19 protein-coding genes and 1 tRNA gene are annotated in these 23905 nt (G+C 72.9%); 17 read left to right on the top strand and 3 right to left on the bottom strand.

Annotation, left to right across the window (positions count from 1 at the left end; all coding sequences use genetic code 11):
- Window positions 1–2 precede the first annotated feature (2 nt).
- Window positions 3–851 (bottom strand): formate dehydrogenase accessory sulfurtransferase FdhD, encoded by an 849-nt coding sequence (fdhD, locus tag AC07FJ_RS05515; protein WP_479045548.1) that lies wholly within the window; start codon window positions 849–851, stop codon window positions 3–5.
- A 239-nt stretch (window positions 852–1090) separates the two neighbouring features.
- On the opposite strand from fdhD, the gene AC07FJ_RS05520 reads away from it, so the two are divergent.
- The 16 genes from AC07FJ_RS05520 (at window position 1091) to AC07FJ_RS05595 (ending at window position 21928) form a co-directional block, all read left to right on the top strand.
- Complete coding sequence (locus tag AC07FJ_RS05520) at window positions 1091–2029, top strand: beta-ketoacyl-ACP synthase III (protein WP_479045550.1); 939 nt, start codon at window positions 1091–1093, stop codon at window positions 2027–2029.
- Between the two features lie 161 nt (window positions 2030–2190).
- Window positions 2191–3372, top strand: coding sequence for an ROK family transcriptional regulator (locus AC07FJ_RS05525; protein WP_479045553.1), 1182 nt, complete (start codon window positions 2191–2193; stop codon window positions 3370–3372).
- A gap of 237 nt (window positions 3373–3609) precedes the next feature.
- The gene (locus AC07FJ_RS05530) at window positions 3610–5136 is read left to right on the top strand and encodes a sugar ABC transporter ATP-binding protein (RefSeq protein WP_479045555.1); all 1527 of its coding nucleotides are present in this window, start codon (window positions 3610–3612) and stop codon (window positions 5134–5136) included.
- Window positions 5133–6149 (top strand): ABC transporter permease, encoded by a 1017-nt coding sequence (locus AC07FJ_RS05535; RefSeq protein ID WP_361415633.1) that lies wholly within the window; start codon window positions 5133–5135, stop codon window positions 6147–6149. The genes AC07FJ_RS05530 and AC07FJ_RS05535 overlap by 4 nt, the downstream gene beginning before the upstream one ends.
- Before the next feature lie 94 nt (window positions 6150–6243).
- Window positions 6244–7281: a substrate-binding domain-containing protein gene (locus AC07FJ_RS05540; protein WP_479045557.1), complete on the top strand. Its 1038-nt coding sequence runs from the start codon at window positions 6244–6246 to the stop codon at window positions 7279–7281.
- A gap of 144 nt (window positions 7282–7425) precedes the next feature.
- A complete protein-coding gene (locus tag AC07FJ_RS05545) occupies window positions 7426–8574 on the top strand; it encodes a Gfo/Idh/MocA family protein (protein ID WP_479046889.1) in 1149 nt (382 codons plus the stop codon).
- A gap of 10 nt (window positions 8575–8584) precedes the next feature.
- Window positions 8585–9589 carry a sugar phosphate isomerase/epimerase family protein gene (locus AC07FJ_RS05550; protein ID WP_479045559.1) on the top strand — a complete coding sequence of 335 codons (1005 nt, stop codon included), beginning with the start codon at window positions 8585–8587 and terminating at the stop codon, window positions 9587–9589.
- A 337-nt stretch (window positions 9590–9926) separates the two neighbouring features.
- Window positions 9927–13616 (top strand): ThuA domain-containing protein, encoded by a 3690-nt coding sequence (locus tag AC07FJ_RS05555; protein ID WP_479045562.1) that lies wholly within the window; start codon window positions 9927–9929, stop codon window positions 13614–13616.
- Window positions 13617–13689: 73 nt separating this feature from the next.
- Complete coding sequence (locus tag AC07FJ_RS05560; protein ID WP_479045565.1) at window positions 13690–14820, top strand: inositol-3-phosphate synthase; 1131 nt, start codon at window positions 13690–13692, stop codon at window positions 14818–14820.
- Window positions 14817–15932 (top strand): SCO3242 family prenyltransferase, encoded by a 1116-nt coding sequence (locus tag AC07FJ_RS05565; protein WP_479045567.1) that lies wholly within the window; start codon window positions 14817–14819, stop codon window positions 15930–15932. Before AC07FJ_RS05560 ends, AC07FJ_RS05565 begins: the two co-directional genes overlap by 4 nt.
- A complete protein-coding gene (locus AC07FJ_RS05570) occupies window positions 15929–16801 on the top strand; it encodes a sugar phosphate isomerase/epimerase family protein (protein ID WP_479045569.1) in 873 nt (290 codons plus the stop codon). The genes AC07FJ_RS05565 and AC07FJ_RS05570 overlap by 4 nt, the downstream gene beginning before the upstream one ends.
- On the top strand, window positions 16798–17427 hold the full coding sequence (locus AC07FJ_RS05575; RefSeq protein WP_479045572.1) for an EboA domain-containing protein: 630 nt from the start codon (window positions 16798–16800) through the stop codon (window positions 17425–17427). The genes AC07FJ_RS05570 and AC07FJ_RS05575 overlap by 4 nt, the downstream gene beginning before the upstream one ends.
- Window positions 17427–18275 carry a TatD family hydrolase gene (locus AC07FJ_RS05580; protein ID WP_479045574.1) on the top strand — a complete coding sequence of 283 codons (849 nt, stop codon included), beginning with the start codon at window positions 17427–17429 and terminating at the stop codon, window positions 18273–18275. The genes AC07FJ_RS05575 and AC07FJ_RS05580 overlap by 1 nt, the downstream gene beginning before the upstream one ends.
- A gap of 12 nt (window positions 18276–18287) precedes the next feature.
- Entirely contained in the window at window positions 18288–19457 is a 1170-nt protein-coding gene (eboE, locus tag AC07FJ_RS05585; RefSeq protein ID WP_479045576.1) for a metabolite traffic protein EboE, read from the top strand.
- Complete coding sequence (locus AC07FJ_RS05590; RefSeq protein WP_479045578.1) at window positions 19454–20857, top strand: alkaline phosphatase family protein; 1404 nt, start codon at window positions 19454–19456, stop codon at window positions 20855–20857. The genes eboE and AC07FJ_RS05590 overlap by 4 nt, the downstream gene beginning before the upstream one ends.
- A gap of 33 nt (window positions 20858–20890) precedes the next feature.
- Window positions 20891–21928, top strand: coding sequence for a sugar phosphate isomerase/epimerase family protein (locus AC07FJ_RS05595; RefSeq protein ID WP_479045580.1), 1038 nt, complete (start codon window positions 20891–20893; stop codon window positions 21926–21928).
- 34 nt (window positions 21929–21962) lie between these two features.
- Here the strand turns inward: AC07FJ_RS05595 and AC07FJ_RS05600 are convergent, their stop codons facing one another.
- Window positions 21963–23255 carry a DUF2254 domain-containing protein gene (locus AC07FJ_RS05600; RefSeq protein ID WP_479046891.1) on the bottom strand — a complete coding sequence of 431 codons (1293 nt, stop codon included), beginning with the start codon at window positions 23253–23255 and terminating at the stop codon, window positions 21963–21965.
- Window positions 23256–23472: 217 nt separating this feature from the next.
- Between AC07FJ_RS05600 and AC07FJ_RS05605 the strand changes: the two genes are divergently transcribed.
- A tRNA-Leu gene (locus tag AC07FJ_RS05605) sits at window positions 23473–23560 on the top strand.
- A 100-nt stretch (window positions 23561–23660) separates the two neighbouring features.
- Here AC07FJ_RS05605 and AC07FJ_RS05610 read toward each other — a convergent pair.
- Window positions 23661–23900 (bottom strand): hypothetical protein, encoded by a 240-nt coding sequence (locus AC07FJ_RS05610; RefSeq protein WP_479045583.1) that lies wholly within the window; start codon window positions 23898–23900, stop codon window positions 23661–23663.
- Window positions 23901–23905 lie beyond the last annotated feature (5 nt).

A 23905-nucleotide genomic window follows, 5' to 3' on the forward strand; every position in this document is an offset into this window, starting at 1 on the left:
CGCTAATTCCGGGAGGCCTCCGCCGTGAGGGCGATGCGCTCCTCGCCCGCGTACACGTTCATGTTCGGGCCGCGCAGGAAGCCGACCAGCGTCAGGCCCGTCTCGGCGGCCAGGTCCACGGCGAGCGACGACGGCGCCGACACCGCGGCCAGCACCGGGATCCCGGCCATCACCGCCTTCTGCGCCAGCTCGAACGACGCCCGTCCCGACACCAGCAGGACCGCCCGGTCCAGCGGCAGCCGGTCCTCGCGCAGCGCGCGGCCGACGAGTTTGTCCACGGCGTTGTGGCGCCCCACGTCCTCCCGTACGTCGAGCAGCTCACCGGTCTCCGAGAACAGGGCGGCCGCGTGCAGCCCGCCCGTCCGGTCGAAGACCCGCTGCGCCGCGCGCAGCCGGTCGGGCAGCTCCGCCAGCAGCGCGGGCTCGATCCGCAGCGGGGGAGTGTCGGAGATCGGGAAGCGGGCCGTGGTGCGGACGGCGTCGAGGCTCGCCTTGCCGCACAGCCCGCACGACGACGTGGTGTAGACGTTCCGCTCCAGCGTGATGTCCGGCACCCGGACCCCCGGCGCGAGCTGCACGTCCACCACGTTGTACGTGTTCGTCCCGTCGTCCTGGGCGCCCGCGCAGTACACGATGGCGCGCACGTCCGCCGCCGAGCCGAGCACCCCCTCGCTGACCAGGAAACCGGCCGCGAGCGCGAAGTCGTCCCCCGGCGTACGCATGGTGATGGCGAGGGGCTTGCCGTTCAGCCGGATCTCCAGCGGCTCCTCGGCGACCAGGGTGTCCGGACGCGCCGAGACGGCCCCGTCGCGGATGCGGATGACGCGGCGGCGTTCGGTGACCCGTCCCATTGCTGATCAGCCCCGGTTCTGTCCGTGGTTCTGGCGGCCTCGGTTCTGGCGCGGCCTCGACGACCTCATTCTCCTGCACACGGGGCCTCCCGGGCCGGCGGCCCCGGCCGCCCCGACCGAACGATGTTGCGGAATCTCCAAGGCGCGGCCGTAATTCCTGTCGGAAAGGCTGCCCGGTTACTCACGAGTCGCTGGCAAGACTGGGGGCCACGCATCGCACAACCAAGGGGGTCCCGGGCATGACGGGCACTCGTATCGCCGCGCTCGGGCACTATCAGCCCGCCAAGGTACTGACGAACCACGACCTGACCGCGCTGGTCGACACCAGCGACGAGTGGATCACCAGCCGGGTCGGCATCCGCACCCGGCACGTCGCCGGCCCCGACGAGCCGGTCGACGAGATGGCCGCGCACGCCGGCGCCAAGGCGCTCGCCTCCGCCGGGCTCACCCCCGCCGACGTAGACCTTGTTCTCGTCGCCACCTCCACGGCGATCGACCGCTCCCCGAACACCGCGGCCCGGGTCGCCGCCCGGCTCGGTATGGGCTCGCCCGCCACCATGGACCTCAATGTGGTGTGCGCGGGCTTCACCCACGCCCTCGCCACCGCCGACCACGCCATACGGGCGGGCTCGGCGACCCGCGCGCTGGTCATCGGCGCCGACAAGATGACCGAGGTCACCGACTGGACCGACCGCACCACCTGCGTCCTGGTGGGCGACGGAGCGGGCGCGGCCGTCGTCGAGGCGGCACCGGACGCCGGAATCGGCCCCGTCCTGTGGGGCTCGGTCCCCGAGATGGGTCACGCCGTCCGGATCGAGGGCACCCCGCCGCGCTTCGCCCAGGAGGGGCAGACGGTCTACCGGTGGGCCACCACCCAGCTGCCGCCGATCGCCCGCCGGGTGTGCGAGCGGGCGGGTGTCGCGCCCGAGGAGCTCGCCGCGGTCGTGCTCCACCAGGCGAACCTGCGCATCATCGAACCGGTCGCCCGGAAGATCGGCGCGGTCAACGCCGTGATCGCCCGCGATGTGACCGAGTCCGGCAACACCTCGGCCGCCTCCATCCCGATGGCCTTCGCCAAGCTCGTCGAGCGCGGCGACCTGCCCTCCGGGGCGCCCGCGCTGCTCTTCGGCTTCGGCGGGAACCTCTCGTACGCGGGCCAGGTCGTCCGCATCCCCTGACAGGACCCGGGCCCCGGCTGCGCACCGGCTTTGTCCTCGGTGTGGAGAAAGTTCGCGCGGATTGCCGCGCAACTTCTTCCCCCTGCGGCAAAGCGCTGCTACGTTCCCCACCGAAAGCCGACGGAGGCCGGCCACACGGCGGGGAGGGGCGCGTGAGACGGATGACGGCTCGACCCGCCAACGCGCACCAGGCGCGGCTGCTGCGGCTGTTGCGCGACGGCGGCCCCAACTCCCGCGCCCAGCTGGGTGATCAGGTGGACCTGTCGCGCTCGAAGCTCGCCGTCGAGGTGGACCGGCTCCTGGAGACCGGCCTCGTGGTCGCCGACGGCCTCGCCGCCTCGCGCGGCGGACGGCGCTCGCACAACATCCGCCTCGCGCCCCAACTGCGCTTCCTCGGCGTCGACATCGGCGCCACCTCCATCGACGTGGCCGTCACCAACGCCGAGCTGGAGGTCCTCGGCCACCTGAACCACCCCATGGACGTGCGCGAGGGCCCGGTCGCCGTCTTCGAGCAGGTGCTCGCCATGGCGGCCAAGCTCCGGGCGTCCGGCCTCGCCGAAGGCTTCGACGGCGCCGGGATCGGCGTGCCCGGACCGGTCCGCTTCCCCGAGGGCGTACCGGTCGCGCCGCCGATCATGCCCGGCTGGGACGGCTTCCCGGTCCGCGAGGCGCTCAGCCAGGAACTCGGCTGCCCGGTCATGGTCGACAACGACGTGAACCTGATGGCGATGGGGGAGCAGCACGCGGGCGTCGCGCGCTCCGTGGGCGACTTCCTCTGCGTCAAGATCGGCACCGGCATCGGCTGCGGCATCGTCGTCGGCGGCCAGGTCTACCGCGGTACGACCGGCAGCGCCGGCGACATCGGCCACATCCAGGTCGTCCCGGACGGCCGCGCCTGCGCCTGCGGCAACCGGGGCTGTCTGGAGGCCCACTTCAGCGGCGCGGCCCTGGCCCGCGACGCCGAGGACGCGGCGCGCGCCGGCCAGTCCGAGGAGCTCGCCCGGCGCCTGGAGGCGGCGGGACGGCTCACCGCCGTGGACGTCGCCGCGGCCGCGGCCGCCGGGGACGCCACCTCACTCGCCCTCATCAGGGAGGGCGGCAACCGCGTGGGCCAGGTCATCGCCGGGCTCGTCTCCTTCTTCAACCCGGGCCTGGTGGTGATCGGCGGTGGGGTGACCGGCCTCGGCCACACCCTCCTCGCCAGCGTCCGCACCCAGGTCTACCGCACCTCCCTGCCCCTGGCCACCGGCAACCTGCCCATCGTGCTGGGCGAGCTGGGCGCGGCCGCCGGAGTCATCGGCGCCGCCCGGCTCATCAGCGACCACCTGTTCTCCCCGGCCTGAGCCGCACCGCTCGGGAACCCGCCCCACCCCGTACGCCCCACCTCGGACGTTCCACCCCGCACGCTCCACGCCCCACGCCTGACCCCGCACGCCTTTACGCCTCGCCCCGTACGTACAGCACACACGCACAGCGCACACGCACCGCTCACACCTACGGCACACACGTACAGCGCGCACACCTGGTACCCCGCCCTGTCCGCTCACCGGCACCGCACTCGCCCGCCGAGGGGATTCGTCATGGCAACACCAGAACCACCGCTCCTCACCATGTCCGGCATCACCAAGGCCTTTCCCGGCGTCCGGGCCCTCGACGGCGTCGACCTGGAGGTCCGCGCCGGCGAGGTCCACTGCCTCCTCGGCCAGAACGGCGCCGGCAAGTCCACCCTCATCAAGGTGCTCGCCGGCGCTCACCAGCCCGACGGCGGCCAGATCACCTGGCGCGGCACACCCGTCACCCTCAAGTCCCCCATCGCCGCCATGCGCCTCGGCATCGCCACCATCTACCAGGAACTCGACCTGGTCGAGGGCCTGTCGGTCGCCGAGAACGTCTTCCTCGGCCACGAGCCGACCACCGCCGGGTTCGTCGTGCGGGGCAGGAGCGCCCGCGCCGACACCGCCACCCTGCTGCGCCGCCTCGGCCACCCCGAGATCGAACCGGCACGCCCGGTCGGCGAACTCTCCGCCGCCCAGCGGCAGATCGTCTCCATGGCCCGCGCCCTCTCCCACGACGTACGGCTCATCGTGATGGACGAGCCGTCGGCCGCCCTCGACCCCGACGAGACCGCCAACCTCTTCCGGATCGTCGCCGACCTCACCGCCGGTGGCGTCGCCGTCGTCTACATCTCCCACCGCCTGGAGGAGATCCGGCGCATCGGCGACCGGGTGACCGTCCTCAAGGACGGGCGTGCCGTGGCCGGGGGACTGCCCGCCGAGGACACCCCGACCCGGGACATCGTCGCCATGATGACCGGCCGGGACGTCGCGTACGTCTTCCCCGAGCGGCCCCCCGCCGCCCTCGCCCCCACCCGGGTGCCCGTCCTGAAGACCGAAGGGCTGGCCCGTACGGGCGAGTTCGCGCCGGTCGACCTCGAGCTGCACCCCGGGGAGATCGTCGGCTTCGCCGGACTGGTCGGCTCCGGGCGCTCCGAGATCCTGGAGACGATCTACGGCGCCCGCCGCCCGACCGCCGGGCGCGTCCTCGTCGACGGCAGGCCGCTGCGCCCCGGCAGCGTCCGCGCCGCCGTCCGCGCCGGGCTCGGCCTCGCGCCCGAGGAGCGCAAGGCACAGGGCCTGCTCATGCTGGAGTCGGTCACCCGGAACGTCTCCGTCTCCTCCCTGCCCCGCTTCGCCCGCGCCGGGTGGCTGGACCGCACCGCCGAACGCGCGGCCGCCCGCCGCGCCACCCGCGAGCTGTCGCTGCGCCCCGACAACCCCGACGCCCCGGTCCGCACCCTTTCCGGCGGCAACCAGCAGAAAGCCGTGCTCGCCCGCTGGCTGCTGCGCGGCTGCCGCGTCCTGCTCCTCGACGAGCCGACGCGCGGGGTCGACGTCGGCGCCCGCGCCGAGCTGTACGCCGTCATCCGGCGCCTCGCCGACGACGGGCTCGCCGTCCTGCTCGTCTCCAGCGAGGTCCCCGAAGTGCTGGGCCTCGCCGACCGGGTGCTGGTGCTCCGCGAGGGCCACGTCGTCCACACCGCACCGGCCCGGGAGCTCGACGAGCACCGCGTACTCGACCTCGTCATGGAAGGGAGTCCGACGTCATGACGCAGTCCGCGCCCGTCACGACCGCCGAACCACCCGTCGGCAAAGCCGGTGGCCGACCGTCCCTCGGCCTGCGGGCCGACGTCCGCAACCTGTCGCTGCTGGGCGTCCTCGCCGTCCTCGTCGCGGTCGGCGGCATCACCAAGCCGGACCAGTTCCTCGCCGGCTCCAACCTCCAGCTGGTGCTGACCCAGGCGTCCGTCATCGGCGTCGTCACCGTCGGCATGACCTTCGTCATCACCAGCGGCGGCATCGACCTGTCGGTCGGCGCGATCGTCGCCCTCGCCTCCGTCTGGGCCACCACCGTCGCCACCCAGGAGTACGGCTTCGCCGGCATCCTCTTCACCGCCGTGGTCGTGGGGCTCGGCTGCGGCCTGGTGAACGGCCTGCTCATCGCGTACGGCGGGATGGTGCCCTTCATCGCCACCCTCGCCATGCTCGCCTCGGCCCGGGGCCTCGCCCTCCAGATCACCGACGGCAGGACCCAGATCGTCACCGTCCAGTCGGTCCTCGACCTGGGTGTCCCGGACGCGTACCTCCTCGGTGTGCCGCCGCTGGTGCTGGTCTTCGCCGCCGTCACCGTCATCGGCTGGCTGGTGCTCAACCGGACCACCTTCGGGCGGCGCACGGTCGCCGTCGGCGGCAACGCCGAGGCGGCCCGGCTCGCCGGCATCGACGTACGCCGCCAGCGCCTCTACCTCTACCTGCTGTCCGGGCTGTGCTGCGGCATCGCCGCCTTCCTGCTGATCGTCCTGTCCGGCTCCGGCCAGAACACCAACGGCAACCTGTACGAACTCGACGCCATCGCCGCCGCGATCATCGGCGGAACGCTGCTGAGCGGCGGGCGCGGCACGATCGTCGGCTCCGTGCTCGGCGTCCTCGTCTTCACCACGATCACCAACATCTTCGCCCTGAACAACCTCCAGAGCGACGTCCAGCAGATCGCCAAGGGCGCGATCATCGTCGCCGCCGTTCTGGTCCAGCGCCGCACCGCGCGCGGCCCCGGCGAGGCCTGATCCGCAGACCGGCCCCAGGCCTGACACCCCGCCACCCCCCTCGCCCCGTCCCCTGCCCCGTGTGACACCGCCCTACCGGAAGGGTTCCACCGCCATGCCACAAACCAGCCGCAGAGGGCTGCTGTTCGGCACCGCCGCCGTCTCCGCCGGCGCCCTCCTCACCGCCTGCACCAGCAACGAACCCAAGAGCTCCACGCCCGCCACCAACAACGCCCCGGCCGCCGACGACAAGCCGGGCGAGCCCGTCACCATCGGCTTCGCCGGACCGCAGGCGGACCACGGCTGGCTCAACGCCATCAACGTCAACGCCAAGGAGCGGGCGAAGAAGTACTCCGAGGTGACGCTGGAGATCACCGAAGGGTCGAACGACACCGCCACCCAGATCGGGCAGATCCAGACCCTGATCAACAAGAAGGTCGACGTGCTGGTGATCCTGCCGGCCGACGGCAAGGCCCTCACCCAGGTGGGCCTTCAGGCCATGAAGGCCGGCATCCCCGTGATCAACCTCGACCGGATCTTCGCGTCCCCGCAGGCGTACCGCTGCTGGATCGGCGGCGACAACTACGGCATGGGCCTCAACGCCGGCCGGTACATCGGCGAACAGCTCAAGGACAAGCCGGACGCCACGGTCGTCGAGCTCGCCGGGCTCGACAACCTGGAGCTCACCAAGCAACGCACCCAGGGCTTCGACGACGCCCTGAAGAACTACCCCAACATCCGCAAGGTGGCCCGGCAGGCCGCCGAGTTCACCGTCGAGTCCGGCCAGGCCAAGATGGCCCAGCTCCTCCAGGCCCAGCAGAAGTTCGACGCGCTGTGGAACCACGACGACGACCAGGGCGTGGGCGCGCTGCGCGCCATCCAGCAGGCGGGCCGCGACGACTTCCTGATGGTCGGCGGGGCCGGGGCCAAGTCGGCGATGGACGCCATCAAGGCCGGCAACAGCGTGCTCAAGGCGACCGTCCTCTACCCGCCGACCATGGCCGCGTCCGCCATCGACCTGGCCCGAGCACTGGGCCAGAAGAAGGGCGTCGGCGGCATGTCCGAGCTGGAGATCCCCGCCTCGATCACCCTGTACTCGGCGGTGGTGACCAAGGAGAACGTCGACGAGTACCTGCCCACGGGCTTCAGCTGACCCCTGGTCCGCCCGCCCCCACCGCGCACACGACGAGGAGGAACCCGTATGGCACAGCAGGAGGCACCGCCGGCGGCATCGCAGGAGGCCCAGGAGGCCCGGGAGGCCCAGGAGCCACAGCGGGAGCGGACCATCGGTATCGGCATGGTCGGGTACGCGTTCATGGGCGCCGCCCACTCCCAGGGCTGGCGCACCGTGGGCCGGGTCTTCGACCTGCCGCTGCGGCCGGTCCTCGCCGCGGTCTGCGGGCGCGACGCCGCGGCCGTGCGGGCGGCCGCGGACAGACACGGCTGGGCCGCCGCCGAGACCGACTGGCGGGACCTCGTCGCGCGCGACGACGTACAGGTGGTGGACGTCTGCACCCCCGGCGACAGCCACGCCGAGATCGCCATCGCCGCGCTGGAGGCGGGCAAGCACGTGCTGTGCGAGAAACCCCTCGCCAACTCGGTCACCGAGGCCGAGGCCATGGCCGCGGCCGCCGAGCGGGCGCGCGGGCGCGGCCAGGTGGCGATGGTCGGCTTCAACTACCGGCGCGTGCCCGCCATGGCGTACGCGCGGCAGCTCGTCGCGGAGGGGCGCCTCGGCGCCCTGCGGCACGTCCGGGTGACGTACCTCCAGGACTGGCTCGTCGACCCGGACTTCCCGCTCACCTGGCGGCTGCGGCGCGAGCACGCCGGATCGGGCGCACTCGGCGACCTGGGCGCCCACATCGTGGACCTGGCGCAGTACGTGGCGGGGGAGAGGCTGGTGGGGGTCTCGGCGCTCACGGAGACCTTCGTACGGGAGCGGCCCCTGCTCGCCGGGGCGTCGGCCGGGCTCTCGGCGTCGGGGGGCGCCGAGCGCGGGGCGGTCACGGTGGACGACGCGGCCGTGTTCACCGGGCGCCTGGCCTCCGGGGCGCTGGCCACCTTCGAGGCGACCCGGATGGCGGCGGGCCGCAAGAACGCCCTGCGCCTGGAGCTCAACGGCGAGCGCGGCTCGCTCGCCTTCGACCTGGAACGGCTGAACGAACTGTCCTTCTACGACGGGGCCGATCCCGTCGAGTCGGCCGGTTTCCGCCGGATCCTCGTCACCGAGCGGGACCACCCGTACCTGGAGGCGTGGTGGCCGCCGGGCCACGCCCTCGGCTACGAGCACACCTTCACGCACCAGGCGCGCGACCTGGTGCACGCCATCGCCGCGGGCGCCGGCCCGGTCCCGTCCTTCGCCGACGGGCTGCAGGTGCAGCGGGTGCTGGCGGCCGTGGAGGAGAGCGCGGAGAAGAACGCCGTCTACACCCCCGTACCGCTGTAGGAGGTCCGCTGTGCCCCGTCCCTTCACCCTCTTCACCGGCCAGTGGGCCGACCTGCCGCTGGAGGAGGTCTGCCGGCTCGCCCGCGACTTCGGCTACGACGGTCTGGAACTCGCCTGCTGGGGCGACCACTTCGAGGTCGACAAGGCCCTCGCAGACCCCTCCTACCTGGAAGGTCGGCGGGCCCTGCTCGACAAGTACGGGCTCACCTGCTGGGCGATCTCCAACCACCTGGTGGGCCAGGCGGTCTGCGACGCCCCGATCGACGAGCGCCACCAGGCCATCGTGCCGCCCAGGATCTGGGGTGACGGCGACCCCGAGGGCGTGCGGCAGCGGGCGGCGCGCGAGCTCGCCGACACCGCGCGGGCGGCGGCCGCCTTCGGCGTACGGACCGTCGTCGGCTTCACCGGCTCGTCGATCTGGCACCTGGTGGCGATGTTCCCGCCGGTCCCGGAGCGGATGATCGAGCGCGGGTACGAGGACTTCGCCGCGCGCTGGAACCCGATCCTGGACGTCTTCGACGCGGAGGGCGTGCGCTTCGCCCACGAGGTCCACCCGAGCGAGATCGCGTACGACTACTGGACCACGCAGCGCGCCCTGGAGGCGGTGGACCGGCGCCCGGCCTTCGGACTGAACTTCGACCCCAGCCATTTCGTCTGGCAGGACATCGACCCCGTCGGCTTCCTCTTCGACTTCCGGGACCGGATCTACCACGTGGACTGCAAGGAGGCGCGGCGGCGGCTGGACGGCCGCAACGGCCGCCTCGGCTCCCATCTGCCGTGGGGGGACCCGCGGCGCGGCTGGGACTTCGTGTCGGCCGGGCACGGGGACGTGCCGTGGGAGGACGTGTTCCGGATGCTGCGCTCCATCGGCTACGACGGGCCGGTGTCGGTCGAGTGGGAGGACGCCGGCATGGACCGGCTGCAGGGCGCTCCGGAAGCGCTTGCCACGCTGAAGCGGTACGACTTCGAGCCGCCGACCGCCTCTTTCGACGCCGCCTTCGGAGGCGCCGAGTAACCCGTAACGGCAGGCCGGAGCCCGGCGGCGGACCGTCCGCCGGGCCGGTCCGGCCTGCCCGGACCCGGCTTTGTCCTTCCCCGGGAGAAAGTTCAACCGAAGTCGCGCACAAGGGCTTTCGGTCCCGGAACAACCCCGCTACGGTCCCTGAGGTGTCGCGGGACACCACAGGCCCCGACACCCGCAAGACCCGACACCCGCAAGACCCGACACCCGCAAGCCCCGACACCCGCAGGACCCGACACCCGCAGGACCCGACCAGCGTGACGGCGCACGCCGGTCCCCGGACGCTCCCGGCCCCACGACACGTACCACCGGCCCTTTCCGGAGGACATTCGTGCACAGAAAGCAGCTCGGAGGGCGCAAGGCCCTCGCTCTCCTCACCGGCGGACTGCTCGCCCTGACGTCGTTCGCGCTCGGCGCGTCGCCCCCTGCCGGGGCGACCCCCGGCGAGGTGTCCGCCGAGGAGCAGTTCCAGCAGGTCACCCTCGCCAAGGGCGGCGAAGAGGTCGGCGAACCGATGTCGCTGGCCGTGCTGCCCGACCGCAGCGTGCTGCACACCTCGCGCAGCGGCGAGCTCCGGCGTACCGACGCCGCCGGCAACACCAGGGTCATCGGCACGGTCCCGGTCTACTCGCACGACGAGGAGGGCCTCCAGGGCATCGCCCTCGACCCCGGCTTCGAGCGGAACCGCGCGATCTTCCTGTATTACGCGCCCCCGCTCGACACCCCGGCCGGGGACGCCCCCAACGACGGCACGGCGGCCGACTTCGCGAAGTACGAAGGCGTCAACCGCCTCTCGCGCTTCACCCTCAACGCCGACGGCACGCTCGACAACACCAGCGAGAAGAAGGTCATCGACATCCCGGCCACCCGGGGCATCTGCTGCCACGTCGGCGGCGACATCGACTTCGACGCGCAGGGCAACCTGTACCTGTCGACCGGCGACGACTCCAACCCCTTCGCCTCCGACGGCTACACCCCCATCGACGACCGCCCCGGCCGCAACCCCGCCTACGACGCCCGCCGCACCTCCGGCAACACCAACGACCTGCGCGGCAAGATCCTCCGCATCAAGGTCGCCGACGACGGCTCGTACACCGTTCCGGACGGCAACCTCTTCGCCCCCGGCACGGCGAAGACCCGGCCCGAGATCTACGCCATGGGCTTCCGCAACCCCTTCCGCTTCAGCGTCGACCGGAAGACGGGCGTGCTGTACGTCGGCGACTACGGCCCCGACGCGGGCACCGCCGACCCCGCGCGCGGCCCGGCCGGTCAGGTCGAGTTCGCCCGCGTCACCAAGCCCGGCAACTTCGGCTGGCCGTTCTGCACCGGCGACAACGACCCGTACGTCGACTACGACTTCGCCACCAAGACCTCCGGCGCCACCTTCGACTGCGCCGCGCCCAGGAACGACTCGCCGCTCAACACCGGCCTCGTCGACCTGCCGCCCGCCGAGCCCGCGTGGATCCCGTACGACGGCGGGTCCCTGCCCGAGTTCGGCTCCGGGTCGGAGTCCCCGATGGGCGGACCGGTCTACCGCTACGACCCCACCAACACGTCACCGGTGAAGTTCCCGGAGGCGTACGACGGGGACTTCTTCGCCGGCGAGTTCGGGCGCCGCTGGATCAAGCGCATCGAACACGGTGCGGACGGGGCGGTGCAGTCCATCAACCCGGTGCCGTGGACCGGCACCCAGGTGATGGACATGGCCTTCGGCCCGGACGGGGCGCTGTACGTCCTCGACTACGGCACCGCCTGGTTCGGCGGCGACGAGAACGCGGGCCTGTACCGGATCGAGAACGCCACCGGCGGCCGCTCGCCCGTCGCCGAGGCATCGGCGAACAAGACCTCCGGCAAGGCACCGCTGCGGGTCGCCTTCTCCTCGGCGGGCACGGCCGACGCCGACGGCGACGCCCTCACCTACCGCTGGGACTTCGGCGACGGCACCGGCACGTCGACGGCCGCCCACCCGACGTACACGTACCGGAGGAACGGCACCTACACCGCGACCGTCACCGCCACCGACCCGAGCGGACGGACCGGCTCCGCCAGCGTCCACGTGGTCGTCGGCAACACCGCGCCCAAGGTGACGCTCGACCTTCCGCAGGACGGCGCGCTGTTCTCCTTCGGGGACGAGATCCCCTTCAAGGTGACCGTCACCGACCCCGAGGACGGCACGATCGACTGCGCCAAGGTCAAGGTGACGTACATCCTCGGCCACGACAGCCACGGCCACCCGGTGACCTCGGCCCAGGGCTGCTCGGGCACCATCAAGACGTCGGCGGACGGCGGACACGACCCGAACGCCAACATCTTCGGCGTCTTCGACGCCGAGTACACCGACGGCGGGGGTGGCGGCCAGGCCGCGCTGACCAGCCACGACCAGGCGCAGCTGCAGCCGCGCCACCGGCAGGCCGAGCACTTCTCGGCACAGTCGGGGATCCGGACGTACGACAAGGCCGCCGCGCACGGCGGCCGGACGGTCGGCGACATCGACGACGGCGACTGGATCTCCTTCAAGCCCTACCTGCTCGCCGGTTCGACCAAGCTCACCGCCCGGATCTCCTCCGGCGGCGCGGGCGGCTTCCTGGAGGTACGGGCCGGTTCGGCCGGCGGCACGCTGCTCGGCTCCGCGCCGGTGCCGGTGACGGGCGGCTGGGAGACCTTCCAGGACGTCGACGTACCGCTGCGGTCCGTGCCGAAGCGGACCACCGAGCTGTTCCTGGTGTTCAAGGGCGGGACGGGAGCGCTGTACGACGTGGACGACTTCGAGCTGTCGAACACCCCGGTCGACCGGACCGCCAAGCGGGTCCTGGTCTTCTCCAAGACCGCCGGATACCGCCACGACTCCATCCCGGCCGGCATCGCCGCCCTGAAGGAGCTGGGCGCGGCCGGCAACCTCACGGTCGACGCGACGGAGGAGGCGCGCCAGTTCACCACGAGCAATCTGGCGCGGTACGACGCCGTCGTCTTCCTCTCGACGACGGGTGACGTGCTCAACGCCGAGCAGCAGAAGGCGTTCGAGAACTACGTCACCACGGGCGGCGGGTACGTCGGCATCCACGCGGCCGCCGACACCGAGTACGACTGGGAGTTCTACGGCGGGCTCGTCGGCGCGTACTTCGCCTCGCACCCGCACGTCCAGCCCGCCACGGTGCGGGTGGAGGACCACGACCACCCGGCGATGAAGGACGTCCCGGCGGCAGGCTGGGAGCGCACCGACGAGTGGTACAACTACCGCACCAACCCGCGTGGCCAGGCCCGCGTCCTCGCCACCCTCGACGAGACCACCTACCAGGGCGGCACCATGAAGGGCGACCACCCGATCGCCTGGTGCCAGAGTTACGAAGGCGGCCGCGCCTTCTACACCGGTGGCGGCCACACCGCCGAGTCCTACGCCGAACCGGCCTTCCGGCAGCACCTGCTGGGCGGCCTGCGCTACGCCACCGGCCAGGTCCGCGCCGACTGCTCGCCCCGTAGCGGCCACCGGGACCTCTTCAACGGGCACACCCTGGAGGGCTGGAAGCAGGCCGGGCCGGGCAGCTTCAAGGTCGTGGACGGAGAGCTGCGCACCGAGGGCGGCATGGGGCTGCTGTGGTACCAGGCGAGGTCGTTCTCGTCGTACTCGCTGACACTGGACTGGAAGGCGGAGGGCGACGACAACTCGGGCGTCTTCGTCGGCTTCCCGGCCTCCGACGACCCCTGGTCGGCGGTGCACAAGGGCTACGAGATCCAGATCGACGCGACGGACGCCGCGGACCGTACGACGGGCGCCGTCTACGGCTTCAAGTCGGCCGACCTGAAGGCCCGTGACCGGGTGCTGCGGCCGCCCGGCCAGTGGAACACCTACGAGATCCGGGTCAGGGGTGAGCGCCTCCAGGTCTTCCTCAACGGCGTGAAGATCAACGACTTTACCAACACCGACCCGGAACGGAGCCTGAGGGACGGCCACATCGGCCTGCAGAACCACGGCGCCGGGGACCGGGTGTCCTTCCGCGACATACGGCTCAAGGAACTGTCCTGAAGCCGGCGGCGGGCGGGGAGGCGCCGTACCCCCCGCCCGCCGCCTTCCACGCACCTCATGGAGGAGGCCGGCCATGTCCGCTGCTGATCCACGTGCCGATCGACGTGTCGGGGTCTGGTTCGTCGGAGCCAGAGGCTCCGTGGCCACGACCGCGGTGGCCGGATGCGCGGCGGTCGCCGCGGGGCTGCACCCGCCGACGGGCATGGTGACCGAAACACCACCCTTCCGGGACAGCGGGCTGCCCGCCCTGTCCTCCCTCGTCTTCGGCGGACACGACACGGCGGAGTGCCCGCTGCCCAAGCGGGCGGAGGAGCTGACGGCGGCCGGCGTCCTGCCGCACGGTCTGGCGGCCGCCGTACGGGCGGAACTCGCCGCGGCGGACGGCGAGATCCGCCCCGGCGGCCCGATGCCCGGCGACACGCGCACCGACGGGGAGCTCATCGCCGCGTTCGCGGCCGACCTCGCGGACTTCACCGCGCGTCAGGGCCTGGCCCGCACGGTCGTCGTCAACGTCGCCTCCACCGAGCCGGTCCCGGACCCCGACGACGTACGGCTGCCGCCCAGCTCCCTCTACGCGGCCGCCGCGCTGCGGGCCGGCTGCCCCTACGTGAACTTCACCCCCTCCACCGGGCTGCGCGCACCGGCCCTTGCCGACACCGTGGCCGCGAGCGCCGTCCCGCACGCGGGCCGGGACGGCAAGACCGGCCAGACGCTGCTGCGCTCCGTCCTCGCCCCGATGTTCCTGCAGCGCGCCCTGTCCGTACGGGCCTGGTCCGGCACCAACCTGCTGGGCGGCGGCGACGGCGCGGCGCTGGCCGACCCGGCGGCCGCCGCCGCGAAGAACGCCGGCAAGGAGCGCGTCCTGGCCGAGATCCTGGGCCACGCCCCGGAGGGCGAGGTCCACATCGACGACGTCCCGGCGCTGGGGGAGTGGAAGACCGCCTGGGACCACATCGCGTTCGACGGCTTCCTCGGTTCCCGCATGATCCTCCAGACCATCTGGCAGGGCTGCGACTCCGCCCTCGCCGCCCCCCTGGTCCTGGACCTGGCCCGCCTGGTGGCGCGCGCCCACGAGGCCGGCCTGACCGGGCCCCTGCCCGAACTCGGCTTCTACTTCAAGGACCCCGACGCGGGCCCCGCCGCACTCGCGGACCAGTACGCCGCACTCCTGGCGTTCGCGACCCGCCTGCGGGAGTCCCGGTGAGCGGCGCGGAGGGGCGAGGCGCGGACCCGGTGAGCGGCGCGGGGGGACAGGGCGCGGAGGGACAGGGCGCGGGGCCGGTGGCACCGGGGCGGGGCCGCACCCTGCTGGTCCGCAGCTTCGGCACGCCGGACCGCCGCCGGGGGCGGCTGCGGGCATGGGCGGAACTCCTGCGTGTCTCCGCGCTCTTCAGCGTGCCGGGCGACGCGCTCGCCGGCGCCGCGGCGGCGGGCCTGCGACCGAACCGGCGCACCGCGCTCGCGGCCGGCGCCTCGCTGTGCCTGTACGAGGCGGGCATGGCCCTCAACGACTGGGCCGACCGGGACGAGGACGCCCTCGACCGCCCGCACCGGCCGCTCCCCTCGGGGCGCGTCACCCCGCGCGCGGCCCTGGCCGCCTCCGCCGCGCTGACCGCCACGGGCCTGGCCCTCGCCGCCCGCGCGGGCCGCGCGCCCCTCGCGGTGGCGTCGGCCCTGGCGGTGGCGGTCTGGTCGTACGACCTCCACCTCAAGCACACCCCCGCGGCCCCCGCCACCATGGCGGCGGCCCGCGCCCTGGACCTCCTCCTCGGCGCGACGGCCACGGCAGGCCCCGCCGCCCCGGCGCCGGGTCAGGCGGCGCGGGTGTCGGGCTGTGCGGCGGCCCGGGCGGCGCGGGCCGCCCTGCCGTCGGCCGCCGTGCTGGGGGCGCACACCTACGCGGTGACGGCGGTCTCCCGCCACGAGGCCCACGGCGGCTCGACGGCGGCCCCCCTCGCCGCCCTCACGGCCACCACCGCCCTGGCCGCCCTGTTGGCCCGGGGCCCTGCGCGATGTGTCGCCGCCGCCTGGGGTGGGCGCAGGACCGTCCGCCGGCCCGCGGGCCGGCGGACGGCGGGGCTCGCCGCCGTCCTCGGCACCGCGGCCTATGCCCGCACCGCCGGCGTGCCCTTCCTCCACGCCGCGCTCCACCCCTCCCCACACCTCACCCAACGCGCCGTCGGCGGCGGCATCCGCGCCATGATTCCGCTGCAGGCCGCGCTCGCCGCACGCGGCGGTGCCCTCGGCGCCGGGCTCGCCGTCATGGGGCTCGCCCCGCTCGCCCGGGCGCTCGCACGCAAGGTGAGCCCCACATGACCGCCACCCCCGCTCCCACGGGCCTCCGCTTCGGCTACGGCACCAACGGCCTCACCGACCTCCGTCTCGACGACGCCCTCGCCCTGCTCGCCGACCTCGGGTACGACGGCGTCGGCCTGACCCTCGACCACATGCACCTCGACCCCCTCGCTCCGGACCTCGCCGCCCGCACCGACCGTGTCGCCCGCCGCCTGGGCGAACTCGGCCTGGGCGTCACCGTCGAGACCGGCGCCCGCTACGTCCTGGACCCCCGCCGCAAGCACGGCCCGTCCCTGCTGGACCCCGACCCGGACGGGCGCGCCGCCCGCACCCGGCTGCTGCTGCGGGCCGTGCGGATCGCCGCGGACCTCGGCGCCCACGCCGTGCACTGCTTCAGCGGCACCATCCCCGACGGCACGTCCCCCGCCACCGCGTGGAAGCGGCTCGAAGAGGCACTCGCCCCCGTCCTGGACGCCGCGGACACCGCTGGTGTCCCCCTCGCCGTCGAACCCGAACCCGGTCACCTCCTCGCCACCCTCGACGACTTCCACCACCTGCGCCGCATCCTCGGCGACCCCGCTCCCCACCTCCTCGGCCTCACCCTCGACATCGGCCACTGCCAGTGCCTGGAACCCGTACCACCCGCCGACTGCGTCCGCGCCGCCGCGCCCTGGCTGCACCACGTCCAGATCGAGGACATGCGACGCGGCGTCCACGAGCACCTGCCGTTCGGCGAGGGCGAGATCGACTTCCCGCCCGTCCTGGAGGCCCTCACCGCCACCGGCTACCGGGGCCTGACCGTCGTCGAACTGCCACGCCACTCCCACGCGGGACCCGAACTCGCCCGCGCGTCCATCGAGTTCCTCACGAAGGGAGCGCCGGCACCGTGACGCCGATCCGCAAGGAACTGGACGGCCGGCTCGGCGGCGCCGCCCGCGCCTGGCTGGACGAGGCCCTCGCCGAAGCCGCCCACGCCGCCGCTTCCGCCCCCACCGCACCGGACCCCGGCCCCGCCGGCGGACCGCCCTCCTGGGAGCTGCGGTTCGCCTCCGCCGGCCGCCACTGCGGCCAGGACCACGCCGACTCCGTACGCACCCTCCTCCTCCACGAGGCCCGCGCCGACACGGACACCCTCACCCGCCTCTACCACCACGGCACCGCCGCCGAGCGGCGCGCCGTCCTGCTCGCCCTCCCTTCGCTGGTCCCCGGACCCGAAGCGCTGCCCCTGGTCGAGGACGCCCTGCGCACCAACGACACCCGGCTGGTCGCCGCCGCCGTCGGCCCGTACGCCGCCGCCCACCTCGACCCGCACTCCTGGCGCCACGCCGTCCTCAAGTGCCTCTTCACCGGCGTCCCGCTCGACACCGTCGCCGGCCTGCCCGAGCGTGCCCGCGGCGACGCCGAACTGGCCCGGATGCTCGCCGACTACGCCGCCGAACGCACCGCCGCGGGCCGCCCCGTCCCCGCCGACCTCCACCGCGCCCTCGCCGTGACCGTCCCCCCGGAGGAGTCCTGATGCGCATCTTCGACCCGCACATCCACATGACCTCCCGCACCACGGACGACTACCAGGCGATGTACGACGCCGGGGTCCGCGCCCTCGTCGAACCCTCGTTCTGGCTCGGTCAGCCCCGCACCTCGCCCGCCACGTTCTTCGACTACTTCGACGCGCTGCTCGGCTGGGAGCCCTTCCGTGCAGCCCAGTACGGCATCGCCCACCACTGCACCCTCGCCCTCAACCCCAAGGAGGCCAACGACCCGCGTTGCACACCCGTCCTCGACGCGCTGCCGCGCTATCTCGTCAAGGACTCCGTCGTCGCCGTCGGCGAGATCGGCTACGACTCCATGACCCCCGCCGAGGACACCGCCCTCGCCGCCCAGCTCCAGCTCGCCGCCGACCACGGCCTGCCCGCCCTCGTCCACACCCCGCACCGCGACAAACTGGCCGGACTGCGCCGCACCCTCGACGTCGTCCGCGAGGCCCACCTCCCCCCGGAGCGGGTCCTGCTCGACCACCTCAACGAGACCACCGTGAAAGAGGCCGCCTCCAGCGGCGCCTGGCTCGGCTTCTCCATCTACCCCGACACCAAGATGGACGAGGAGCGGATGGTCGCGATCCTCAAGGCGTACGGCACCGAGCGCATCCTTGTGAACTCGGCCGCCGACTGGGGCAGGAGCGACCCGCTCAAGACCCGCAAGGTCGGCGATGCCATGCTCGCCGCCGGATTCACGCCCGACGACGTCGACCAGGTCCTGTGGCGCAACCCCGTCGCCTTCTACGGCCTCAGCGGACGCCTCCACCTCGACCTCCCTTCCCCGGGCCCCCTCCACGAGGGCAACTCGATCCTCCGCGGCGGGGAATGAGAGGAGCCGGCCATGCGCTTCCGCCATCCGGACGGCTCCACCATCCACCTCGCCTACTGCACCAACGTCCACCCCGCCGAGACCCTCGACGGAGTCCTCGCCCAACTGCGGGAACACTGCGAACCCGTCCGCAGACGCCTCGGCCGCGACCGCCTCGGCATCGGTCTCTGGCTGGCCAAGGACGCCGCCCACGCGCTGACCGCCGACCCCGCCGCCCTCCGCGGCCTGCGCGCCGAACTCGACCGGCGCGGCCTGGAGGTCGTCACCCTCAACGGCTTCCCGTACGAGGGCTTCGGCGCCCAGGAGGTCAAGTACCGCGTCTACCAACCCGACTGGACCCGGCCCGAACGCCTGGCCCACACCACCGACCTGGCCCGCCTCCTCGCGGCACTCCTCCCCGACGACGTCACCGACGGTTCCGTCTCCACCCTGCCGATCGCCTGGCGCACCCCCTTCGACACCGCCGCCGCCGACACCGCCCGCACCGCGCTCACCACCCTCGCCGAACGCCTGGACGCCCTCGAGGAACTCACCGGAAAATCCCTGCGCGTCGGCCTCGAACCCGAGCCCGGCTGCACCATCGAGACCACCGCCGACGCGATCGGCCCGCTCACCGGCGTATCCAGCCCCCGCATCGGCGTCTGCGTCGACACCTGCCATCTCGCCACCTCCTTCGAAGACCCGCACACCGCCCTGGACGCCCTCGTCGCGGCAGGCATCGCCATCCCCAAGGCCCAGCTCTCGGCCGCCCTGCACGCCGAGCACCCCCACCTCCCCGACGTACGCGAGGCACTCGCCGCCTTCGCCGAGCCCCGCTTCCTCCACCAGACGCGCACCCGGACCGCCGCCGGCCTGCGCGGCACCGACGACCTCGACGAGGCGCTCGCCGCCGACGCGCTCCCCGACGGCGCCCCCTGGCGCGCCCACTTCCACGTCCCCCTGCACAGCCCGCCCGCCCCGCCGCTCACCTCCACGCTCCCCGTGCTCCAGGGCGCCCTGGCCCGGCTCGTCGGAGGCCCGGTCCCGCACACCCGCCACCTGGAGGTCGAGACCTACACCTGGCAGGCCCTGCCGCCTGAGCTGCGCCCCCGCACCCGCGGCCGGCTCGCGGACGGCATCGCCGCCGAGCTGACCCTGGCCCGTGACCTCCTCACCGACCTCGGCCTCAAGGAACTCCCATGACACACCCCACCCCCCTTCTGGTCCTGGACGTCGTCGGCCTCACCCCCCAGCTCCTCGACCACATGCCGCACCTCAAGCGGCTCGCCCGCACCGGCTCCCACGCGCCCCTCGACACCGTCCTGCCCGCCGTCACCTGCACCGCCCAGTCCACCTTCCTCACCGGAACCCTCCCCTCCGAACACGGCGTCGTCGGCAACGGCTGGTACTTCCGCGAACTCGGCGACGTCCTGCTGTGGCGCCAGCACAACCGGCTCGTCTCCGGCGACAAGCTCTGGGACGCCGCACGCCGCGCCCACCCCGGCTACACCGTCGCCAACATCTGCTGGTGGTACGCCATGGGCGCGGACACCGACATCACCCTCACCCCCCGCCCCATCTACTACGCCGACGGCCGCAAGGAACCCGACTGCTACACCCGCCCACCCGCCCTGCACGACGAACTGACCGAGAAATTCGGCACCTTCCCCCTCTTCCACTTCTGGGGCCCCGGCGCCGACATCGTCTCCAGCCAGTGGATCACCGACGCCACCCGTCACATCCTCCGCACCCGGACCCCCGACCTCGCCCTCTGCTACCTCCCGCACCTCGACTACGACCTCCAGCGCTACGGCCCCGACGACCCGCGCTCCCACCAGGCCGCCACCGACCTCGACACGGTCATGGCCCCCCTCCTCGACGACGCCCGGGCCGAAGGCCGTACCGTCGTCGCCCTGTCCGAATACGGCATCACGCGCGTGACCCGGCCCGTCGACATCAACCGCGCCCTGCGCCGCGCCGGCCTGCTGGAGGTCCACACCCAGGACGGCATGGAGTACCTCGACCCCATGGCCTCCCGGGCCTTCGCCGTCGCGGACCACCAGCTCGCCCACGTCTACGTCCGCCGCCCGGAGGACCTCGACGCCACCCGGGAGGCCCTCGCCGGCCTCCCCGGCCTCGACCGGCTGCTCGACGACGAAGGCAAGAAGGCCCACGGCCTCGACCACCCGCGCTCCGGCGAGCTCGTCGCCATCGCCGCACCCGACGCCTGGTTCACGTACTACTACTGGCTCGACGACACCCGCGCCCCCGACTTCGCCCGGCTCGTCGACATCCACCGCAAACCCGGCTACGACCCCGCCGAGCTGTTCATGGACCCCCTCGACCCGTACGTACGGCTCAAGGCCGCGACGGCGATCGCCCGCAAGAAACTGGGCATGCGCTACCGCCTGGCGGTCGTGCCCCTCGACCCCTCACCTATTCGCGGCAGCCACGGCCGCCTCCCCACGAGCGACGACGGTGCCAACGGTGACGACGGGGACAACGGTCCACTCATCATCTGCTCCACCCCCCGAGCCCTGCCCGGCCGCGTCGCGGCCACCGATGTGAAGTCCCTGCTGCTTCAACTCGCTGGTCTCCACTGAAGCACACGCCACTGACAACGAGGAGTTATCCACATGCCCCGAACGACCAGGAGCACCGATCCCGAGCTCGCCCACCGCCTCAGCAGACGCGGCATGCTCGGCGTCGCCGCCGGCGCCACCGCCGCAGCCCTCCTCGGCCCCACCACCGCCACCGCGTCGGCCGCGGAAGCCACCGGCCGCGGCCACGGCCGGCCCGTCCTTCCGCCCGGCCGCCTCGGCATCCAGCTCTACTCACTGCGCGACAAGGTCTCCACCCTCGGCTTCGGCCCCGTCTTCGAAGAGCTCCGGCGCCACGGCTACGACGAGGTCGAGTACGCCGGCTACTCCCAGGGCTCCGCCGGCCCCCTCACCCTCGCCGAGCTCCGGCGCCTCACCCGCGACCACGGCCTGCGCGCCATCGGCAGCCACGTCGGCTACTACTCCTCCGACCCCACGGCGTACACCTTCGCGCAGAACCTCACCAAGGTCCTCGACGACGCCCAGGCCCTCGGTCTCAAGCACATCGGCACCGCCTCCGGCCCCTGGCGCTACGGCGCCACCGTCGACGGCTGGAAGCGCTGCGCAGAGGAGTTCAACCACTACGGCGCCGAGGCGAAGAAGCGCGGCATGAAGTTCTACCAGCACAACCACGCCGAGGAGTTCTCCTTCGCCACCGACCGGCCCGACGTACGCCTCTACGACGTCCTGCTCGCCGAAACCGACCCCGACCTCGTCTACCTCGAGATGGACGTCTACTGGGCGTACGCCGGCCGCTTCCGCTTCGGCAAGCGCGCCGACGGCACGCCCGCCCCCTTCGACCCGCTGGACTACGTGCTCCGGCAGCCCGACCGCTACCCGCTCTTCCACGTCAAGGACGGCGAACGCGACGACACCGCCCGCGACGGCTACCGGATGGTGGACGTCGGGGACGGCGACATCGACTACCGGCGCTTCATCTCGGCCGTCACCCGCACCCCCGGCGGCCGCCGCGACCACCACTGGCAGGCGGAACACGACAACCCGGTCGAGTCCTTCACCTTCGCCCGCAAGGCCAGCGCGCACCTCCACTCGCTGCGCGAGAAGGACTGCTAGGCGAGAGGACCCGCGCGCCCGGCGCCATCCCGGGCTATCCGATGCCCTGCCGGTCGGGCTCCAGCGCGAACACCCGGTCGGCGGGCCGCTCCACCGCGCGCTCCACCGCCTCTTCGAGAAGCGCGCGGTGGCGCAACAGTGGTCCCCGCCGTCCCTCCGGCACCAGCAGGAGCAGGTCGTCGAGCCCGGCCAGCATCCGCCGTGTGACCTGGGGGCTGCCCGCCGCGCACGTCCTCAGCTCCGCGAAGCCGAGATCGACCATGTCCTCCCAGCCCGGCAGGTCCCGGATCAGCCGCACCGCTCCGCGCCGGTCGTGGTGGGCCACGGCACCCAGCGGCCGCAGCGCCGCCATCGCCAGGAACTGCACGATCCGGTCGAGGCACTGCACCGCGGTCGTCGGATCGTTCACGGCCGACGACATCGCCCGTAGCGCGATGTCCACCAGCTGCCGCAGCCCGAACGCCACGTCTTGGTGGGACGTCCGGTCCACCCCCACCGACACCGTCGCCCGCAGGAACCCCGCGTCCGGCGTCCGCCCCCCACGCCCCGCCGGCCCGCCATGCACCGCCAGCACCGGCGTACCCGGCACCACGTAATCGCCGATGCGCGGGATCAGCCGCAGCACCACATCCTGCCGCCGGGCGGCCCGCACCAGCCGTGCCACGTGCACATCCCGCAGCACCCCCGCCCGCCCCCGGTGCGCCACCCGCCCGGTCTCGGGCGGCAGCGCCACCCCCTCCGCCCCACCGGCCGGCTGCCGCGCCAGCGCCCGCAGCGCCTCCCGGGCGATCCGGTCCACCACCGGCCCGACCTGCATCATCCGCAGCGTGGTCGTCACGTAGGCGATGAACAGCAGCAGACTGAGCCCCACCAGCATCAGCGTGACCACCGACTGCACCAGCGGCACCGCCGTGATCCGCGCCGGGTCGGTCTCGCTCTCGTACGAGGTCATCACCAGCAGCGCGAACAGGAACGTCGACAGGAACACCGTCAGCGTCAGCTTGCTGATCCGGCTCCGTACGAAGATCCGCACCACCCTCGGCGTAAGCTGCCCGGCGGCCATCTGCACCGCCACCAGCGAGATGCTGAAGACGACGCCGATGAAGGTCATCATCGCCTGGCTGACCGTCGTGACGATCGTCTTCGCGTCCTCGGTGATCGCCCTGAAATCACCGATGTCGTCGTACGCCCGCCGTTCCCGCAGGTAGTCGACGATCGCCGTGTCGACCGTCGTGGCCGCCGCCCAGAGCACGAACACGCACACCAGCCCCGCTGTCGGCGCGAACCAGAAGGTGTCCCGCAGATGCTCGCGCAGCGGGGACAGCATGCGGGGACCGCGGTGTTCCGGCACAAAGCTCACGTACCGCACGCTATCCCCACGCTCCGTGCACCCCTGGCGACGCCGTGTGTGTGTCGCCCCCGACCCCCGCCGACGAGCCGCCCCGGCCGCCTGACCACGGGATATGCGGGTGAAGGGCACCTCAAACCCCTGGTAGAGTTATCCATGTCGCCGCGGGGAAGACCCGCGAAGCGGCAGACACCTTGTCCGGGTGGCGGAATGGCAGACGCGCTAGCTTGAGGTGCTAGTGCCCTTTATCGGGCGTGGGGGTTCAAGTCCCCCCTCGGACACCAGCTGAGACCCCTGATGTGATCAGGGGTCTTCTGCTTTTCCCGGAGCCGCCAGACGCGAGGCGGTGCCTCGCCCCTGGCGGCTTCCTGCAGCGGAGGCGGGTTACCAGCGGGCGCCGAGGAACTCGCCTTCCTTGAAGCCACCGCTCGTGATGGTGTCACCGCTGTCGTGCTCCAGGTGGTGGAACTTTCCCTTGCTCCACTCACCGGACCAGAAGCCGGCCTGGCAGCTGGTGTCGCAGGCCTCCTTGTCCTCCTTGTCGCCGTACGCGGCGGCGGGGACGGTACCGAGTGCCGTGGCGGCGGCCACGAGGGCCGCGCAGACGAGGGCCTTCTTGAGCATCTGTT

This window comes from Streptomyces sp. NPDC045998 (genome assembly GCF_056430285.1).

What these genes read in the sequence shown, in the direction of transcription:
- fdhD (WP_479045548.1), bottom strand. Translation starts at nt 851, where the DNA reads ATGGGACGGGTCACCGAACGCCGCCGCGTCATCCGCATCCGCGACGGG.
- AC07FJ_RS05520 (WP_479045550.1), top strand. Translation starts at nt 1,091, where the DNA reads ATGACGGGCACTCGTATCGCCGCGCTCGGGCACTATCAGCCCGCCAAG.
- AC07FJ_RS05525 (WP_479045553.1), top strand. Translation starts at nt 2,191, where the DNA reads ATGACGGCTCGACCCGCCAACGCGCACCAGGCGCGGCTGCTGCGGCTG.
- AC07FJ_RS05530 (WP_479045555.1), top strand. Translation starts at nt 3,610, where the DNA reads ATGGCAACACCAGAACCACCGCTCCTCACCATGTCCGGCATCACCAAG.
- AC07FJ_RS05535 (WP_361415633.1), top strand. Translation starts at nt 5,133, where the DNA reads ATGACGCAGTCCGCGCCCGTCACGACCGCCGAACCACCCGTCGGCAAA.
- AC07FJ_RS05540 (WP_479045557.1), top strand. Translation starts at nt 6,244, where the DNA reads ATGCCACAAACCAGCCGCAGAGGGCTGCTGTTCGGCACCGCCGCCGTC.
- AC07FJ_RS05545 (WP_479046889.1), top strand. Translation starts at nt 7,426, where the DNA reads ATGGTCGGGTACGCGTTCATGGGCGCCGCCCACTCCCAGGGCTGGCGC.
- AC07FJ_RS05560 (WP_479045565.1), top strand. Translation starts at nt 13,690, where the DNA reads ATGTCCGCTGCTGATCCACGTGCCGATCGACGTGTCGGGGTCTGGTTC.
- AC07FJ_RS05570 (WP_479045569.1), top strand. Translation starts at nt 15,929, where the DNA reads ATGACCGCCACCCCCGCTCCCACGGGCCTCCGCTTCGGCTACGGCACC.
- AC07FJ_RS05580 (WP_479045574.1), top strand. Translation starts at nt 17,427, where the DNA reads ATGCGCATCTTCGACCCGCACATCCACATGACCTCCCGCACCACGGAC.
- eboE (WP_479045576.1), top strand. Translation starts at nt 18,288, where the DNA reads ATGCGCTTCCGCCATCCGGACGGCTCCACCATCCACCTCGCCTACTGC.
- AC07FJ_RS05590 (WP_479045578.1), top strand. Translation starts at nt 19,454, where the DNA reads ATGACACACCCCACCCCCCTTCTGGTCCTGGACGTCGTCGGCCTCACC.
- AC07FJ_RS05595 (WP_479045580.1), top strand. Translation starts at nt 20,891, where the DNA reads ATGCCCCGAACGACCAGGAGCACCGATCCCGAGCTCGCCCACCGCCTC.
- AC07FJ_RS05600 (WP_479046891.1), bottom strand. Translation starts at nt 23,255, where the DNA reads ATGCTGTCCCCGCTGCGCGAGCATCTGCGGGACACCTTCTGGTTCGCG.
- AC07FJ_RS05610 (WP_479045583.1), bottom strand. Translation starts at nt 23,900, where the DNA reads ATGCTCAAGAAGGCCCTCGTCTGCGCGGCCCTCGTGGCCGCCGCCACG.